The sequence below is a fragment of the Pedobacter terrae genome (assembly GCF_900100705.1).
GTDB lineage: Bacteria > Bacteroidota > Bacteroidia > Sphingobacteriales > Sphingobacteriaceae > Pedobacter > Pedobacter terrae.
The window spans coordinates 171331-191203 of record NZ_FNCH01000010.1 but is presented as its reverse complement, the minus strand read 5'-3'; the positions used below and the strand labels follow the sequence as shown (position 1 = coordinate 191203).

12 protein-coding genes are annotated in these 19873 nt (G+C 43.1%); 10 read left to right on the top strand and 2 right to left on the bottom strand.

The window, feature by feature from the left end; all coding sequences use genetic code 11:
- The first annotated feature begins 10 nt into the window (after positions 1-10).
- From BLR60_RS14265 to BLR60_RS14220, 10 genes are all read left to right on the top strand, one after another.
- Positions 11-1123 (top strand): alginate lyase family protein, encoded by a 1113-nt coding sequence (locus BLR60_RS14265; RefSeq protein ID WP_208600639.1) that lies wholly within the window; start codon positions 11-13, stop codon positions 1121-1123.
- 10 nt (positions 1124-1133) lie between these two features.
- Positions 1134-1997: a glycoside hydrolase family 16 protein gene (locus BLR60_RS14260; RefSeq protein ID WP_090500964.1), complete on the top strand. Its 864-nt coding sequence runs from the start codon at positions 1134-1136 to the stop codon at positions 1995-1997.
- Between the two features lie 20 nt (positions 1998-2017).
- Positions 2018-3151, top strand: coding sequence for a glycoside hydrolase family 88/105 protein (locus BLR60_RS14255; RefSeq protein ID WP_244155665.1), 1134 nt, complete (start codon positions 2018-2020; stop codon positions 3149-3151).
- 6 nt (positions 3152-3157) lie between these two features.
- Positions 3158-4093 (top strand): DUF4886 domain-containing protein, encoded by a 936-nt coding sequence (locus tag BLR60_RS14250; protein ID WP_244155664.1) that lies wholly within the window; start codon positions 3158-3160, stop codon positions 4091-4093.
- Between the two features lie 927 nt (positions 4094-5020).
- Positions 5021-8191, top strand: coding sequence for a SusC/RagA family TonB-linked outer membrane protein (locus BLR60_RS14245; RefSeq protein WP_090500960.1), 3171 nt, complete (start codon positions 5021-5023; stop codon positions 8189-8191).
- A 15-nt stretch (positions 8192-8206) separates the two neighbouring features.
- On the top strand, positions 8207-9880 hold the full coding sequence (locus tag BLR60_RS14240; protein ID WP_208600638.1) for a RagB/SusD family nutrient uptake outer membrane protein: 1674 nt from the start codon (positions 8207-8209) through the stop codon (positions 9878-9880).
- A gap of 33 nt (positions 9881-9913) precedes the next feature.
- Positions 9914-12736, top strand: a complete 2823-nt coding sequence (locus BLR60_RS14235) for a SusC/RagA family TonB-linked outer membrane protein (RefSeq protein WP_090500957.1) — start codon at positions 9914-9916, stop codon at positions 12734-12736.
- Positions 12737-12748: 12 nt separating this feature from the next.
- On the top strand, positions 12749-14404 hold the full coding sequence (locus BLR60_RS14230; protein ID WP_090501007.1) for a RagB/SusD family nutrient uptake outer membrane protein: 1656 nt from the start codon (positions 12749-12751) through the stop codon (positions 14402-14404).
- Between the two features lie 2 nt (positions 14405-14406).
- A complete protein-coding gene (locus BLR60_RS14225; RefSeq protein WP_090500956.1) occupies positions 14407-15678 on the top strand; it encodes a glucuronyl esterase domain-containing protein in 1272 nt (423 codons plus the stop codon).
- Between the two features lie 157 nt (positions 15679-15835).
- Positions 15836-17818, top strand: coding sequence for a DUF4832 domain-containing protein (locus tag BLR60_RS14220; RefSeq protein WP_208600637.1), 1983 nt, complete (start codon positions 15836-15838; stop codon positions 17816-17818).
- 132 nt (positions 17819-17950) lie between these two features.
- Here BLR60_RS14220 and BLR60_RS14215 read toward each other — a convergent pair whose 3' ends face one another.
- Positions 17951-18535: an arylesterase gene (locus tag BLR60_RS14215; RefSeq protein WP_090500955.1), complete on the bottom strand. Its 585-nt coding sequence runs from the start codon at positions 18533-18535 to the stop codon at positions 17951-17953.
- On the bottom strand, positions 18536-19486 hold the full coding sequence (locus tag BLR60_RS14210) for an SDR family oxidoreductase (protein WP_090501004.1): 951 nt from the start codon (positions 19484-19486) through the stop codon (positions 18536-18538).
- Positions 19487-19873: the final 387 nt, after the last annotated feature.

Genomic DNA, 19873 nt, shown 5'->3' with positions numbered 1-19873 from the left:
AATAAAACCTATGAAGCACCTGAAATTTTTTCTCCTTATTTTATCTATAACCACGCTCTTAAGCATACTGCCGGGGCAGCAAGTTTTTGCGCAACATCGGCTAAAGGGGATGCATCCGCAACAGCAGATTGATTTTGTTAAAAAACAGCTCAAAGCCAAAAAAGAACCTTATTTATCAGCCTATAAGGCATTGCTGGTTAAAGCAGATTCGGCTTTGCTGGTCACGCAACATGCGGTAGAAGATTTCAGTATTCCAGGTTTTTACGTTGATAAGGAAACCCACCGCCGAACTTCACGGGCGCTCCAGGTGGATGGTTTTTCGGCGTACAGTTGTGCTTTGGCTTATCAGCTGAGTGGTAAAAAAAAATATGCAGACAAAGCCATTTATTTCCTGAATGCCTGGTCATCGGTCAATAAAAAATATTCGCAACTGGACGGCTCACTGGTGATGTCGTATTCTGGTACCGCTTTGTTGATCAGTGCAGACCTGCTCAAGGATTATAAAAGATGGAAGTCCAGGGATGTAACACAATTTAAATGGTGGACAAAAAATGTGTTTCGTGCTGCAGCGAACAGCATCAGATACCGGAACAATAACTCAGGCGATTGGTCTCGTTTGGCCTCTATCCTGGCCGATACCTATCTGGAAGACCGGGAAGATATGCAGCAAAACATTGCCTTGATTAAAAAGGACCTTTTTGATAAGATTGCAGCAGATGGACATCTGGTGGAGGAAGTAAAGCGCCAGGGAAAGGGTATTTGGTATACCTATTTCTCTTTGGCACCGCTTACCGCATCCAGTTGGATCATTTATAATCAAACAGGCGAAAACCTCTTTAATGCATCGCGGGATGGGGCATCATTCAAAAAGGCGCTTGATTATTTATTTTACTACAATCAGCATCCTGAAGAGTGGAAATTTTTCAAAAATCCGGATACGGGTTCTGTTCATACCGCAACAGGTTTCTGGCCGGCCAACTTACTGGAGGCGATGAATGGCATTTACCCTTCACCGCAATTTGATGAATATCTCGCACCATATCGTCCCATCATGTATCCCACACATGATTATGCCTGGACATTTCCAACCCTTATGCCTTTACGATTAAACGGATACCAATAAATTATTACCCATGAAAAAATATCTAGTCAATTTATTATTGCCGGCTTGTGCTTTATGTATCAGCTTATCCGGAGTGGCCCAACAAACAAAAAAACCTAAGCCGCCAGCGCTCCAATCAGGCGGTTACAAACTGGTATGGGCCGAAGAATTTAATAAGAACGGTGCACCCGATCCGGCTAACTGGACTTACGAACTCGGATTTGAACGCAATGAAGAATATCAATGGTACCAAAAAGATAATGCGAGGTGTGAAAACGGAAAACTAATTCTGGAGGCCAAAAGAGAGAAAAAAACAAACCCTAATTTTAAGGAAGGAAGCAGCGACTGGAAAAAAAATAGGAGAGAAGCTGATTATACTTCAGCCAGCATCAAAACACAAGGATTGCACAGCTGGCTTTACGGCAGGTTTGTGATGCGCGGTAAAATAGATATCCGAGATGGCATTTGGCCAGCCTGGTGGACATTGGGAACAAAAGGATCCTGGCCGGCAACAGGTGAAATCGATATCATGGAATATTACCGGAAAAAACTGCTCGCCAATATCGCCTTCATGGGTGCAGATCGAAAAGATGCCTGGTTTAGCACCGAGAAAAATATCGATTCCCTTGGCGGTCAGGCATGGGCAGATCAATTTCACATCTGGCGAATGGATTGGGATGAAAACAGCATCGCACTTTATGTGGATAACCAGCTTTTAAATCAAGTGCCCTTAAGCCAACTGGTCAACCAGGATGGTACCAATATTAATCCTTTTAAACAACCGCATTATATGCTGCTCGATTTGGCAATAGGCGGTAAACAGGGTGGAGATCCTTCCAAAACTACCTTCCCGGCCAGGTTTGAAGTAGATTATATCAGGGTTTATCAAAAATAATCAATTAAGAAATGAAAGATATGAATTTAAAACGACTGCTTCTGATTTTAGTATTTAGCTATTTTGGCGGACTTAGCGCTTTTTCAGGTGAAACATCTTTAAAAAGGGACTCTACTCTGGAAACCGCAAACATTTTTAAAACGATGCAGCGGGTTGCAGACTGGCAATTAAATACCTGGAAGAACAAAGGGTTTAATCATCGGAAGGCTGATTGGACGAACGGTGCCTGCTATACCGGTATTTTTGCTTTTGGCAACTTGCGGGGCAACGAACGGTATCTGCAAACGCTGGTCGATATTGGAGATGAGTTGGGTTGGAATACCGGACATTTGCGCTTTTATGCAGATGACTATTGTGTAGGACAAACTTATGCCCAACTCTACAGTAAGTTCAAAAAGAAAAAGATGATTGCTCCTTTTATGCTGCAGGCAGATAGTATCATCAGTCAAGCCCATAACGAACCTTTGAACTGGAAAAACAATATCCAAAAAAGAGAGTGGGCCTGGTGCGATGCACTTTTTATGGGGCCTCCATCCCTGGCTTATCTGAGCACGGCTACCCGAGATGATAAGTACCTGAATACAGCTGTTAAATTGTGGTGGAAGACAACCGAATTTTTATATGACCCATCAGAGAAACTGTTTTTTAGAGATGAGAGTTTCTTTAATAAAAGAGAGAAAAACGGACAAAAAATATTCTGGTCAAGAGGCAATGGATGGGTGTTGGCCGGCCTGGTAAGGGTGTTGGAGAATATGCCGAAAAATCACCCTGATAGAAAGAAACTGATTTCGCTTTATCAGGATATGGTAACCAGGGTGGCTGGATTACAGCAATCTGATGGCAGCTGGCATGCTTCGCTATTAGATCCTGCAAGTTTTTCGGTTAAGGAGATGAGCGGAACCGGCTTTTTTTGCTATTCCATGGCCTGGGGTTTAAATCACGGTATTTTAGAAAAGCAACAATACCTTCCCGTGGTAGAAAAATCATGGAAAGCCATGGTTTCTGCCATGCATGAAGATGGTATGCTGGGTTATGTTCAGCCCATCGGTGCAAGTCCGGATGCCGTAAATGCCAATAGTACCGAGGTATATGGCGTTGGTGCATTTTTGCTGGCAGGAACACAATTGTATGAATACCTTAAGAAACTAAAATAGACGATTATGAAGATTAATATGAAACTACAGTTCTCGACTTTAATTAAGTTGAGCATGTATTCCCTTTTGCTGGTTTGCCTGGCCGCAAATGTTTTTGCTCAAAGCCGGCAAGATACGTTACGTTTATTTATTATAGGGAACAGTTTTTCTCAAAACGCATCAGCCTTTTTGCCGCAACTGGCAAAAGAAAGAGGGAAAACGCTCATCATCGGTCGCGCTGAACTTGGTGGGCATTCTCTTGAGCAGCATTGGGGTTATGTAGAAAAAGCAGAAGCAAATGCTGATGATCCCAAGGGAAAACCTTACGGGGGAAAATCATTAAAAATGTTGTTGGGGCAAGGGAAATGGGACATGGTTACCATTCAACAGTATTCTTACCTTTCAGCAGATTCTTCAAGCTACTATCCATATGCCAACAAATTAGTCGACTATGTTAAAGCATTGCAACCCCAGGCGCGTGTGGTCATCCATCAAACCTGGGCATACCGTACCGATGCAAAGAAGTTTGGGCGTATAGCAGAAGGCAAAACTGCGATGAGCCAGCAGGAAATGTGGCAGAAATCCCGTGCGGCTTATCATCTCCTGGCTAAGCGGATCAATGCCCGGATTTTACCAGTGGGTGATGCTTTCCAAATTGTAGCCGAAGACAGGAAATATGGTTTTAAACCTGATCTTTCATTTAATTATGAACATCCCACAGCCCCAAATCTGCCAGATCAGACCCATTCGATCAATATCGGTTACTACTGGAATAAAAACGAGGTCGTATTTGATCCGAACCATGCCAATGATGCCGGTAAATACCTGGGCGGATTAATCTGGTATGGTATTTTGTTTAATGATTCAATTAAAAATATCAGATTTAAGCCTGGAAATGTATCTGAAGAGTTTGTGCAATATCTTCGTAAAGTGGCAGACCGTATTATATTAAAAACGAATTGATAAAATAATTGCAGAGTGGCAGTCGAGGCTATCTCAGAAATGATTTTGGAGATTTAGGCAGAATAATATTTTGAAAGGTCGTCATTCCCGTGAAAACGGGAATCTTAATACGAGAGACCGACAACTAAATAAGTCCCTATCAAAGCATTAAGATGCCCAGTCAAGCTGAGCATGACGACATTGCCAAATTTAATTCTTTTGCCAGCTCTGAATCTGTTATTTTTACATAGTCTCCTTTCCTGCTGAAAAGATGCTAACCACGAAGTGGCTATAAAGCGATTGAAAAATTATTTTCCACTAGTAAAACAAGTTCAGCATGACGAATTGGTCAGGGATGGGGTGTTTATAAAGGGTATTTTAATTAAGTAATTACGAGTTCAGACTACTAGGTATATCACTCGAAAGATCATCATTCCCAACTCGATCAGATCGCTATTGAATGACGACCGGACTTTATTAGAATCTTTCAATGGCAGCCATTGGCTTATAAAACGCAAACTTTCTGGAAACAAACTGAAAATATCAGCCATCCGTACAAAAACAAACCATTTCCGTACAAAAGTGAACCCTCTGAAATAGATAAGCATATAGATTTGTGTTAACCAAATAATAAACCAAAATATGATGACAACCTATTTCTTAACTGTCCCCCTTATTCTAAATGAGGAAAACACAAAACCTGAATTACGGGCGATAACATTAAAAATGCCTTTCAACATCATTGATATTTCCCGGCATCAGGTTTAGCGTAAAGCTTGAATCAATAGACTTTTTTAATGCTTTGCAATCTCCGTTTTTAATTCAACAGATAAAAACTGCACCCTTTTAGGGGAATTGATGAGGACGCCTGCGCGCTGCCCTGGAGATCTGTTATGCGCAAAAAGCGGAAATTTCTAAAAAATATAATTCTAACCATATTCCAGATAGATGATAAAAAATATAAACCTAAGGTCCAAAGGCTGGCTTATTTTGGTTGCTGCATTTTGGTGTAAGGCCCAGGCATTGCCAGCCATGCCCATAAAAATGGCCAGTGGCTTTGTTGCCAAACGCCCCGCAATGCGGTTTCAGGAAATAACCGGAACCGTTAAAGATGATAAAAATCAACCTATTCCCGGGGCAACCATCAGAATAAAAGGTACCACTACCGGCGTCCAGACCGATCTGGATGGAAAATATAAAATCAATGTTAACCCTGGCCAGGTGCTTGTTTTTTCGACCATTGGTTTTGAAAGCAAAGAGGTAACGATAGGGGCTACAGGTGTAATCAACATCACACTGATCTCCGCAAGCAGCTCGCTTAGTGAAGTCGTGGTAAACGGTTATTCTACACAAAGAAGATCAGCTGTTACTGCTGCCATCAGTACCGTTTCTGGTCAGGATTTATTAAAGGCGCCCGTAACCAATGTGAACAATGCTTTGGCCGGTCGTGTACCTGGCCTGGTGGTACAGCAAACTTCCGGACGTCCGGGGATTAACGGAGCCGCTTTGTATATCCGAGGACAGGTTTCTCCCTCGGCCACAGCGCTTATTATTGTGGATGGTGTGGAGCGTACATCTTTCGGTGATATTGATCCTAACGAAATTGAAAGTATAAATGTGCTGAAAGATGCCTCATCTACTGCCTTATATGGTTTGAAAGGTGCAAACGGTGTATTTGTGGTTACTACCAAGAAAGGAGTGGAGGGGCCAGCAAAAGTGACATTTTCCGGTAATCTGGGCATCATCAGTGCAACCTCCCGTCCTGAAATTTTGGGCGCTTATGAAAGTGCTATGCTGTTAAGCGAGGGGCAGCGCAACGTGGGCGAACCCCGAGCCTTTACCGATGAGGATTTAGCCATTTTTAAGGCCGGCAACGGGAATCCATTACTTTATCCGGATGTGATGTGGTACGATGAACTGGTTAAAGATCATTGGATGCAGAACCAACAGAACTTAACCATATCTGGCGGTAGTGAAAAGGTAAAATACTTTACCTCATTTAGCCATATGCGCGAGGAAGGAAATTTTAAGGAATTTAAAACACCTTTAGATTATTCTACTTCCCCGAGCTACGGCCGTTACAATTTCAGGGCCAGGGTAGGCATAGACCTGACCAGAACCACCAACTTTCAAGTGAACCTTGCGGGTAGGAACGAACACCGTTACAGTCCGGCAGGTATGAGCGAATATAATGATCCTGCAGGGGTTGTAAGTAATGGGATTGAAGGACTTGTGGGCCGGGCGTTGAAAATGCCTTCATGGGCAGCGCCGTTTTTTAAAGAATACCTTAACGCTGATGATCCTAAAGTGATTGCGTTGGATGGAAACTATAACCACATCGTAAATTATGGACTTGGTGGAATAAATTCCGTCAATCCCTACGCTTTATTAACGTATGGAGGCTATGCTTTTACCGATAATAATATTGCAGAATCAATTTTTACGGTAAGCCAAAAACTTGATTTTATAACTAAAGGGCTAAGCTTAAAAGCACAGTTCGGTTACGATGCCACCCAATTATCAGGAAAACTGCAAAGAGGAAGCACAGGATACCTTGAACTCAACAGGGCCAGCCTGGCACTAACACCTGTTGGTGGTACCTATAATGATTTTTTTGGGGCACCTGCCTATTCAAGGAGTGGTTTTACCAAAACGAATCTCCAGTTGTTTTTAACCTATGGCAGATCATTTGGCAAGCATAATTTGAGTGCCAATTTAATCGGTCAGCGCGAACTTCAGGGCTCGGCTGCCGCTGCTGCTCCTTATGCCAACCAGGGCATCATTTCAGAGGCTACTTATAACTATGGAAATAAATACTTTATAACTGCCAGTGCCACTTATAATGGTTCGGAAAACTATGCCAAAGGTTATCGCTACGGATTTTTTCCGGCAGCAACTTTGGGTTATAATCTGGCCAACGAGGAATGGATGAAAAAATTTACCTGGATCAGCATGTTTAAATTCCGTGGCTCGATTGGAAGGGTAGGGATTCCCAGTCCCGGTACAAGTCGGTTCTATTACCAGAACCGGTTCGGCGCCGGATCAAACGTAGTGTTTGGCAACCCGAACAGCAACTTTAGTGCGCCAACCTATACCCAATTACAATACGGTAATCCATTTATCACTTTTGAGGTGTCTTTAAAGCGAAATATCGGACTTGATCTTTCTTTATTCAAGGATAAGCTAAATATCACTGCAGATCTTTTTGATGATGAGCGTTCGGATATTTTAACTACCCGTTCGGCAACCAGTTTTGCAACTTACGGCGCCACCGTGCCAAGTACCAATTATGGCGTTAATTACAACCATGGATATGAAATCTCCGCAACTTACCGTGATAGGATTAAAGATTTTACCTATTCCTTTACGGGCAACCTGAGTTATGCCAGAAACGAGCGCAGGGTACTGGATGAAGCACCTGGTCTTGCCGAAAACCTGCGGGTAACAGGCAAGCCGATCGGTACCTATTTTGGATACCATGTGCTCGGCTTTTATGCAGATCAAAAAGATATCGATAGCAGTCCGCTGAACAAAATTACAGCTTATCCTTCTATACCCGGCGATTTTAAATATCAGGATGTTAACGGCGACGGAATCATTAATAACCAGGATGTAATCGCCATTGGGCATCCTAATATCCCGGAATATAATGCAAGCCTTAACATGCAATTTGGGTATAAGGGATTTCAATTATCGGCACTTTTTAATGCGGTAACAAATGTGAGTTCAAACGTGGTGTTTCAAAGCAGCGGCCTCAACCAGTATTATGCACCAATGTTAAATAGATGGACACCAGGTAATACCAATGCAAGCTGGCCGGTAATTCGTCCGGGACTCAATGCAAATCCTAACGAAAGCCTAAACGACTTCACATTGCAAGATGCTTCTTACATCAAATTGCGAAATGTGCAGTTCAGTTACAGTTTGCCTAAAAAATGGGTCAATAGAATTCGCCTGAATGGCCTTACCGTATTTGTTAGCGGTCAGAACTTAATTACCTGGACAAATTTTTATGGCATAGATCCTGAAAACAGCTTGTCGGGAAATGCCTATGCCTCTTCCATTGCCACTATTCCTACCACTAAGGTTTTCAATTTTGGCCTCAATTTATCACTCTAATCAAAGGTTATCATCATGAAAAAAATCATATATCTTTTGTTTTCATTTGTTATCTGTATTGCTTATTCCTGCAAAAAGGATTTTTTACAACGTGATGTAGGCATCCAGAGCGACCTTGAAGAAGTTTTTAAAGACCCATTAACGGCTTCCCGTTTTGGCGATTTTACCTACACTTTTTCCATTTCGGATTATGGCCGCTTGAGCGGCTATAAGGGAATGACCTCACAATTTACAGATGAGTCTATTGCCAATAATGGTCAGATAGAGGTGGCGGCGATGAACAGCGGTCAGTTTTTAGATCCGGGAGCTGCTGATGTAACAGGCATTTACGCTCAAATGTACCGGGGAATCAGAAATGCAAACCTGATGCTGACCAATATGGATAAAGTTCCCTGGACCGATCTTTATAATCCTGGTTACATTAAAGGTGAGCAACTTTATCTACGGGCTTATTTCTATTTCGAGCTGTTAAGGCGGTTTGGAGGAGTAGTGATATTAACCCAGCCTCAAGACTTTACAGAAGCCTCTACAGATCTTCCTCGCAGCAGTTATGCAGAAACATTTGCATTGATTTTAAGCGATCTAGAACAGGCACTTACGTTGTTGCCATTAACCAATTCCGACTGGCCCAATCCTGCAGCACAGGCTAATAGGGCCACGGCTGCTGCAGTAATGGCCCTTAAAGCGAGAGCCTTACTTTTTGATGCCAGCCCGTTAAATAATCCGGGCAATGATTTGGCAAAATGGAAAAAAGCCGCAGATGCATCAAAGGCAATTATGGACCTGAATAAATTTTCATTGGAGCCAAACTATGCCAACGTGCTCACGGTAGCCAACTCTAATGAATATATCCGGATCTGGCCCCGTGGCGGCCGTGGATTTATTGGTACTTATCTGAGCGATTTTTTGATTCCTACAAGTTATGGAGGAGCACAATCTAACCTTTCGCCTGTTCAGAATCATGTTGATCTATATGAAATGGCCAATGGCAAAACCATTACCGATGGTACTTCGGGATACAATCCGCAAAATCCTTACCTCAACAGAGATCCACGGTTTTATGTGAACATCCTTTATAATAATGCTACCTGGCAGGGAAGGGCGGTGCAAACCTGGCAATCTGAACCCAATGCCCAGGGTATTATCACCTATGGAACCGATATCAGTACAGCCACTTCAATAACTAAAACCAGTTATTACCTGAAAAGGCTCTGGCCTGAGGCTTCACGTTCCGGCTCAACCGCATCCGCCTTGCTAAATTATGTTTTTTACAGATATGCAGAAGTCCTGATCAACTATGCCGAAGCTTTAAATGAAGAATCAGGACCGACTGCCGAAGTGTACAATGCGGTGAATGCCATTCGTTTGCGGGCTAAGATGCCTGTTTTACCAGCTGGTCTCAGTCAGGCTGAAATGCGCGAACGCATCAGAAACGAAAGAGCCGTTGAGTTCGCTTTCGAAGATATGCGCTGGTGGGATATCCTTCGCTGGAAAAAAGGGCCTGAAATTGTGGCCCAGCCAATGAAGGCCATGAAAGTGATCAAAAATGCCAATGGTTCTTTCAGCTATAACGTGATCGAATTACCCGCATTTAAAAAAGTATTCAATACCAATATGTATTTGTACCCTATTCCACGGACAGAAATGAATAAAACCAGTGGTGCATTGAAACAGAATCCGGGATGGTAGTTATTGGATGTACATTAATTTAAAAGATACGAAATGACAAGATATATTAAATGTTCGGGCGTTATGCTGTGCATCATCAGCTATCTGTTAACCTGCACGGCCTTTGCACAAACTAACAACAAGCAAGATACCGTTAGGATTATGAAAGCCAACCGCAAAGACTCGACAGATAAATTAATAGAAATTCCGTTTGCTACACGCAGCAGAGCAGAATTAAATTATGCCCAGAGCTCGCTTCGCTACAATCAGCTTACGCAAGTACCGATCAGTAACCTGTCTGGGTTACTGGCCGGGAGGTTAAGTGGCTTTTTATTCAGGTGGACAGGTAATCAGCCAGGGGGAGGAAACGTATCCTATCAAATCCGCGGAAAATCATCTTATGCGCAAGGCGCTACGCCAGCTTTTTTGGTCGACGGAATTGAACGTGATTTCGAAGATATGGATATCAGCGAAATTGAAAGTGTAACGGTGTTGAAAGATGCTGCTGGTTTAAACTGGTATGGCCTGAATGGAGGCAATGGCGCAATTCTGGTCACCACAAAAAGAGGTAAGATAGGAGAAAACCTGATTTCTTTTGATGCTCAGGGCGGTTTTCAATCTGCCAGCAACCTGATCAAACCCTTAAATTCATTTGATTTTGCTACTTTATACAATCGGGGCTTAACCAATGTGGGGCAGGCACCAGCTTATAATGATGCGGCCCTGGAAGGTTATAAAAACCATACCAACCCTTACCTTTATCCAGATAATAACTACTTAGACCGTTTTCTGAGCAAAAGGGCAGCCACCCAAAGGTATGCGCTTACCTTTAGCGGAGGGAGTAACAGGGTGCGATATTTCAGCTCCGTGAGTTACTTTAACCAGCAAGGTCTTTTGAAGGAAACGGAAACGCCTAATTACGATTCTAATTATGGCTATAAACGTTATAATTTCCGCATCAATTTAGATTATGATGTAACCAAAACACTTACACTTACGCTTTTGGCGGGGGTGAGGAGTGAAGTGCGTAATGATGTTGGCGATGGCACCAGCACGGTTTTGAGTAATCTATATAACTTGCCGCCAAATGCCTTTCCGATTTTAAATGCAGATGGATCTTATGGTGGAACCTCACTCTTTCAAAGTAATCCCCTGGGCCAGTTACAGTCTACAGGATTTTCGAGAACCACCACTAATATTTTGCTCGCCAGTATCATGGCCGATCAGAAAATGGATTTTATCACCAAAGGCCTTTCGGCTAACTTATTCTTTTCTTATGATGGCTATGGTAATTATGGTGACGGCTTATCTCAGAATTATGCAGTTTTTAATCAAACCGTAACACCTGTACAAACTTATCGTACGCCGGCAGTTATTGCTTACCGTACTGCAGCTTTCCAAACCAATACCAAAAATAATGAACTCTGGTTTGGCTTGGATTATAACAGAACCTTTGCTACAGATCATCAGATAAAGGCAAATGTACGGGCGCAGCAATATGTAAGTGCTGCGGTAGACCGGCTGGATTATCGTTCCAGGATGATTGTAGGGCGGGCAGATTACAGTTTTAAACAACGTTACCGATTGGGATTTACAGGAAGTTACTCCGGATCTGAAAACTATGCGCCTGGAAGACGTTTTGGCTTTTTTCCGGCAGTATCAGCCGGCTGGTTAATATCTAAAGAAGATTTTATGAAAGGCGCTTCCGTGATCAGTTACCTGAAATTGCGCGGATCTTATGGTCGCTCGGGTAATATCGGTCCAACTTATGATGCCAGTGGTAATGTGGTCAGATTGCCATACCGTACACTGTTTACCCGAGATGCAGGTCCATTTCTAGGTTCTACTTTTTCTACGTCAACCACAGCCAGGCTGGTAAGCCCTGCAGGTAATCCTTTAACCACCTGGGAAAAAATTGACCGTTTGAATCTGGGTACAGATGTAGACTTTCTTAAAGGCGCACTTTCTTTCTCTGTAGATTATTTTGATGAAAAACGAACAGATATCCTTGGGCCTGCAAACTTACCGGGCATTGTTGGCATAGCCATCGCTCAGGTAAATTCGGGCAAGGTAAGCAGCAAAGGATTCGATGCCAGCGGAACTTTCCATAAAAAAATTGGCGAAGTGCTGATCAGTACCAACGCCAACTTTACCTATGCTAAAAATATTATTTTGGAAAGAACGGAAAATGTACTGCCTAACCAGTCTACCATAGGCCGGTATGTAAATGGTGGAAATTATTACATCGCTGAAGGTATTTTTCAGAGTCAGGCAGAAATTAATGCCAGTCCAAAACAAACGCTTTCGAGCCTGGTTGTGCCGGGCGATCTTAAATACAGAGATGTCAACAATGATAAAATCATCGATGCAAACGACGCCATTTCAAGCGACTATACCGATATTCCGAAAATATATTATGGCTTTGGTTTTAATATCCGGTATAAACAGTTTGATTTAGGCGCACAGTTTCAAGGCGTTGGTGGCAGGACTGTAGATGTTTCTGATATTGTATATGCGGGTCCGAACGGGTTAAACCAGCTGAGTTTAGATACCTGGACCCCGGCCACAGCGGCCACGGCAAAATATCCCCGTATCGGAATCTCAGACAATGGAAACAACACGGCCAACTCCACCTTTTGGTTGTATTCAGGAGATTTTTTAAAACTCAGATCTGCCGAGATTGGCTATAGTACCCCACAAAGCTTTAACCAACGCTTACGATTTAAAGGCGCGAGGATTTTCGTAAGTGGCAATAACATCTTCTCCATTTCCAAACTCGGTGAACTGGGTATTGATCCCGAAACACCCAATGCAGGTCGTTTTTCGTCTTACCCTTACGTAAAAACCTTTGCAATCGGCTTAAATGTTAAATTTTAATTCAATATGAAGATGAAAAAGAATTTATATAATATGTATATCGTTCTGGCAGTTTTGCTCATGAGCATTAGCGCTTGTAAGGATGAATTTTTTGAACCTTCGTACAGTGAAGGCCCTGTTAACGAGGAAGCGATCTGGAATACTGACAGACGTGTGCGCGAGTATTTAAACAATGGTTATAATTATATGCTGGCCAGGTACAATGTTGATGGCTCAGGTGCATTGATGGCCAGCGGAAGTGATGAAGCGGTAAATTCAAACTTAAACAGTAATGTAAATATTTTCAATAATGGCAACTGGAGCAGTTTAAGAACTTTTGATGAACAGTATACCAATCTGTATAATGGCTTGTGGGTGGTCAATACGTTTTTGGAACGATCGCCCACGGCAGTGATTTTTCCGGCAAGTGATCTTCGCGGATTACGGGGAGAAGCATTTTTTCTGAGGGGTTTATTACATTATGAATTGTTTAAAAGATATGGGGGCATTGTTCTCGCCACCCGTTCCTTTTCGCCGGTTGAAGACCTGAACATTCCACGCAATTCAGTTGATGAGGTAGTCAAACAAATTGTTAAGGATTGCGACTCGGCCATCAGTCAGATTCCTGCAGCCTCCACAAAAGATTGGGATGCTGCAAATTACGGACGTGCCACCAAGGCTGCAGGGATGGCGCTAAAAGCCAAAACGCTACTGGTTTATGCAAGTCCTTTATACAACACAGGCAATGATCTGCAACGCTGGCAAAATGCGGCCAATGCAGCAAAGGATTTAATCGACTTAAATAAACACAGCTTATTAAGTACGGCTTTGTTTCCAAACTTATGGGATTACACCAACACTGCAACCTCCTATAATAATGAGGTGATCTTCGCTACGCCGGCAAGCAATACCAATGCTATAGAAGCCAATAATGCGCCCATTAGCTTTACCGGTGGGTTGGGCAGAACAAACCCGACACAGAATTTGGTAGACGCATTTGAAATGACCAATGGCAGACCCATAACCGATCCTGCATCAGGCTACGATCCGCAAAATCCGTATGCGAACAGAGACCCGCGTTTAAACCAGTTTATCGTTGTTAACGGCGCAAATTTTAAAACAGGAAGCTTAACCCGGGCTGTAGAGACTTATGAAGGTGGACGTGATAATGTGCCTTCCAACGTAAATAGTACAAAATCAGGGTATTACCTGCGGAAATTTTTAAGTGGTAACGCTACTTACAACATTACAGGTACCACGAGCGTAAGAAGACCCTGGGTATTGTTTCGCTATGCAGAAATTTTACTGATCTATGCAGAGGCCCTGAATGAATTTGGAGGGCCGAACGTAGAAGTTTATAACGCGATAAATGCGGTGCGTAACCGTGCCGGAATGCCTGCACTGGCCGGATTAACACAATCGCAAATGCGCGACAGGATTAAAAATGAACGCAGGGTGGAATTGTGTTTTGAAGAACAACGTTTTTTTGATGTCCGCCGCTGGAAGGACGGGGAAAGTAATTTTAACGGAGCAATTAGGGGGATGAAAATCACGAAGGTGGGTACTGCGCTAACTTATAGCCCATTTGTAATTGAAAACCGGACCTTTACCAGTAAAAACTATTGGTATCCGTTTCAACAATCAGAAATCAATAAGGCCAATAAACTGATTCAAAACCCAGGGTATTGAGTATGATGAACAGACTAAAATCCTTTGCTCATCAAGGCAGTTGGCGCGCCGGCAATCTGATAAAAAAAGCTTTGATCTGCTTAATTGGTCCGGTTTTTTTATCGGCTGGAGTGTATGCGCAGAAAACAGACCGGTTTATGGGAGAAATCGTTAATTATGACGAAAGTACCGTGCCAACTTATACTTTGCCCAATATACTGCTAACTGCAAAGGGTAAAAAAATTAAAAATGTCTCCGCCTGGGAGAAGCAGCGCAGACCAGAAATTTTAGCCCTGTTTGAAGAACACGTGTACGGAAAAACACCAGCTCATTTTGATAGTTTAAAGTTTATAGTGACCCACGAAAACAAGGTTGCCATGTCTGGAAAAGCACATTTGAAAGAGATAACAATTACAGCGTGGAATGATGGTCGTTCAGTATCTTTTCCTTTAGTGCTCTTTATTCCCAACAAGCGAACAAAACCCGCTCCGGTATTTTTACTGATCAACAACCGGAGTAGCAGAAATACGGATCCGAAGAGAATAGAAAAAAGTACTTTTTGGCCGGCCGAAATGGTCATCGATAGCGGTTATGCCATAGCTGCCTTTCATCATTCAGATGTAGCGCCTGATCGTAAGGATAGCTACCAGAACGGCGTATTAAAACAATTGTTTCCTGCCGAGCTGGAAAAAGATAATGGCATGAAAGCCGTTGGTGTGTGGGCCTGGGCGGCAAGCAGGGTAATGGATTATTTTAAAACTGATACAGATATTGATTTTAACAAGGTTGCGCTGGTAGGCCATTCAAGGGGTGGTAAAACGGCCCTATGGTCGGCAGCCCAGGATCAACGCTTCGCCATGGTGTTTAGCAGTTGCTCAGGCAGTACGGGTGCATCGCTGGCCAGGCGCAAATATGGAGAAACCATAAGCCTGATTAATAAACAGTTTGGTTACTGGTTTAACAATAATTACAAGAAATACAGCAATGATGTAAACAGCTTGCCTGTTGATCAGCACATGCTCATTGGTTTGATTGCGCCAAGGCCGGTTTATACCACCAACGCTACTGAAGATCGCTGGGCAGACCCTTATGGTTCTTTTTTGTCATTGATACACGCCAAACCTGTTTACGATTTATACGGCAGGAAAGTGACGCTTCCTGCGAATATGCCTGGTGTGAACAGGCCAATCATTCATTCGGATATAGGTTACCATTTCAGGGCAGGAAAACACGACCTCAATGTTTATGATTGGACAAATTTTATCCGATTTGCCAATCTTCATTTTAATCTTTAAGGTTTACGCTTAACTTCTTATTAAAATTATTGATTGGCATTTTTCTCCAATTGCGATATGTAAAGAAAGATTTAGTGTAAAGAAAATTTAGTCTCAGGTTCAAAATAGGTACCGAATAATAGCAAAACCTCTAATCTAAAATTTAATATTTATTACTATGAAAAAAATCATTTTCGGGTGGACTGGAAAGGTAACACTACTTGCGCTTTTAGGTCTGCATTCGCTTTCCTGTTCCAAAATAGTGGAAGAAAATCTTTCACAAACCTTTGATAAGGGACCACAAAAATTGGCTGTTATTGCCAATAATGTGCTGATCAACCCTGTATATAATGGTACTGCGGTGTTACGAAATCCATTAAATGGATGGGTAATGTATGGCAAACGTGATGCTACCGAAACCTATTGGGACACACAGTTTTTTGTGCCCGAACTGGGTACCAATGTAAAGGCGATAGATTATGCATCAGCCTGTTACATCCGAACCAGCTGGAGATCGCTTAATCCAAGCCCTGGCGTTTATGCCTGGAGAGATTCCAACTCGCAGATTGGTAAACTCATCAACGGTGTTAAAACCAGAGGCTTGCCTATTGCTTTCCGGATTGTGGTAGATGGACGCGACCAGGGAGAAAATACCCCTTCCTTTGTATTCACGGCAGGTGCTCAATATTGGTTATCAAATCCTGCAGTACCAGCGCAGAAAACACCATTTCCACAGGATCCAATTTTCAGGCAATATTACGCCACATTTATTGAAGAGCTTGCCAAAGACTTTAACGATCCGGTTCGCACCTCTTTTATTGATGCCTATGGTTTAGGCAAATGGGGTGAAGCCCATAATACTGTGTATGCCGCTCCAGGGGTATTAACGGCCGCACAAACGGAAACCGTAAAGGAAGAGGTCCTGGATTGGATCATGGCGCTCTACAACAGGACCTTCACCAAAGTACCGCTGGTGATCAATTACCACCGGTTAATAGGCCATCCAACGAGCTGGGGTGCAGCAAACCCGAACAGCAACCAGTTACTGGTGAAAGCGATAAATCAAGGATATAGCCTAAGGCATGATGCTTTTGCCATGACCGATTATTACCAAAGCTGGGAGAAAAACTTTGCAGCAACCTGGAAACATAAACGCCCGATTATTATGGAAGGGGGATGGATTGTAACGGGTACACACCGCTATTGGATTGATTCAAGCGGCCAATATCGCGAAGGGCATCCTGAAGACGTAAGAAAAGCTGAATTTGAAAGATCAGCGGAAGCAGCTGTAAATATGATGGATTTCAGGGTTGGCGAAGTGGCTTCCTGGTTTCAAACCAGTTTTCCGTTGGTACAGCGCTTCAATGCTGAAGGAGGCTACCGGCTATATCCTGATCAGGTATCATTACCCAATGAAATTGCCAATGGGGCCACCGCTACACTAAGCCATCGCTGGAGAAATATGGGTTGGGGTTACTGCCCAAATAACATTCCGCAGTGGAATTATAAATATAAAGTGGCTTTTGCCATTCTGGACACTGCAGGTGTGGTTAAAAAACTTTTTATAGATGAAAATGGTGAACCCTCTAAGTGGCTGAAAGATAATCCTATGAGTTACAATTTTACCACAACGGCAATTAACCTGCCGGCTGGGAATTATAAATGGGGGGTGGCCATCATTGATAAAACAAATGCCAACAAACCAGGCATTGCACTGGCCGTAACAGGAACTTTTAAAAACGGCTGGTTGGAATTGGGTAATCTGCAGGTACAGGCCGAACCACCAATTGGGCAGACAATTAAACTAAAAGGTTCTAACAACCTGTTTGTTTCCGGTGAAAACGGTGAAGTCGCCCTAAGATGTAACCGTGCGAGTGCCTCTGACTGGGAAAGCTTTACCATTGTTGATGCTGGTGCCGGAAAAATCGCGTTAAAAAGTATGAACAAATATGTATCTTCAGAAAATGGTGCTGCAACCGGGATCACCTGCACCCGCACAACCATTAGCGATTGGGAAAAATTTGACTGGGTGGTAAACACTAACGGAAAAATTTCCCTTAAAGGAAATAATGGCAAATACATTTCTTCAGAAAACGGCCAATCGGCCATGAAATGCAACAGGTCTACTATTTCTGGCTGGGAAACTTTTTCACTGGAATAATTGCCGAGGTAAGTTTTTAAATAAATAGAAGTTTTAAGATAATGGATTGCTCTTGCGAGGGCAACCCATTATCAGCTTTTATTGGGAAATAGAAAAACTGCTCGTACCAATTAATGATATGGCAAATACCCGCTATTGAATATTAAGACCCTGCCGCTCCTGAATAATCCTGTACAATTCTGGCCAGATATTTTCCGCCGCAATCTGGTATCCCTCTTTAAGTGGGTGAACACCATCGTACATATTCAATGCACGGATGCCTGCCACATTTTTTAAGAATGACGGAACCAGCGAAATGCTGTTTTTTTCAGCCAATGCCGAAAATATACCAGAATAATCACCATGATGCCAGCCGGTTGCCCAGTCTGGAAGTTCGATGCCCAATAGCAATATGGATGCTGAGGGACTCGTAGATTTAACTCTGCTGATAATGAGCTGCAGGTTGGATAAGATTACTACCGGGCTAATGCCACGCAGAAAGTCATTGGCGCCAAGTTCAAGGATGAAAATCGCGGGTTTTTCATTCAGGGCCTGGTCAAGTCTGGATAGGGCAGACGCGGTCGTATCGCCACTTACGCCTGCATTAATGACGCTGTAGTTTAGTCCGAGTTTTTTTAGTCTTACTTTAATGAGGGCTGGGATGGATGCTGAAGAAGGATCTTTTAGTCCGTAACCTGCCATTAGGCTATCGCCAAAGAAAACAATTTTGTTCTCCATTTACCATTTCCTTTTAATGAGTAATGCACTGAGCAGTAGCCCTGCACCCAGGGCCACATATTTACGGTGCGCTTTGGGTTTTCCGGGAATTCCCCATCCTCCGTGTACCGAATTGCCATAGGCTACCGGACTGAAAATATTTCCATTTGTAGGTGCAATGGCCTGGGCATGTTTGAGGTAGGTACGGATTACACCTCCTGCAATTGCAGTGGTCAGAGTTGGGAACAAGGCACGGGATAAGCGCATGAATATGGAAAAGCTGCCCACCATTTTTTCTGATTTCGGGTTGAGCGAGAGTTTGAATATTTCATGGGCCAGGCGGTTAGGGTCGTAAACTACCGGGCCAGGTTTGAGCACTTTGCCCGTATAATTGGCTGCATGCTGCATGCCGGGCGTATCAAGAAAGCCAGGGAAAGCATCGCAGACATGAATGTTAGGGTATTTCCGAAGCTCAGATTTTAATGAGGCAGAGAAGCCGCGGAGTCCGAACTTAGCAGCAGAATAACCAGTACCGAAGGGGACGGGCAGGAACCCGCCGATAGATATATTGTTAATCAGGATTCCGAAGCCCTGTTTTTTAAAATACGGCATAACCGCGTGGGCACTATACATATAACCCAAAAGGTTGGTTTTGATTACCTGTTCACTTACTTCCATGGGCGTCTGGTCGAAACTACCAATAGCGAGCACACCTGCATTATTAACCCATACATCAATAGTGCTGCCGATATTTGCAGCCTCTGCCGCCAGGTTGAGTACCTGATGATAATCAGAGACGTCGCAGGCGACACATTTTGCCGATCCACCAAGACTTTCGCATTCGGCAGCAAGCTCTTTCAGCGCATCAATATTTCTCGCAGAAATTACCACATGGTCACCGTTTGCCGCAAAGGCCAGTGCAATGGCCCGTCCGGCTCCGCTCGACGCGCCGGTAATAACGACGGTTCTCATGGTTGTTTTTTTATTTTGATCCAGTTCCATATCTACCTAACTGTCTTTAAAAGACGAATGTTTGCGTAGACTTCATTTTTGTTAGGAAGTTTTTTGGCTTGTTACCACCCCTTCGGGGACAAAGGTTAACTCAACTTAAACAGGGAATGGTGGGGATGACGATGAGTTCTTTTTTTTTCCCTTATGTAATCTGCCATAGCAGAGGACTCAGTAAATTTTTTTATGGTATTCTGAATTTTTAGCGCAATATTACCTGGCCAATGTAAGACCTGGTCATCTGCTTATTAAAGTAATTTCAGTTTGACCAGGTCTTTGCACTTAAGTAGTTTTGAGGTCAGGTTATAGGCCTCTGGCCCCGTTTACAAATCTATAAACAGGTATTTATCA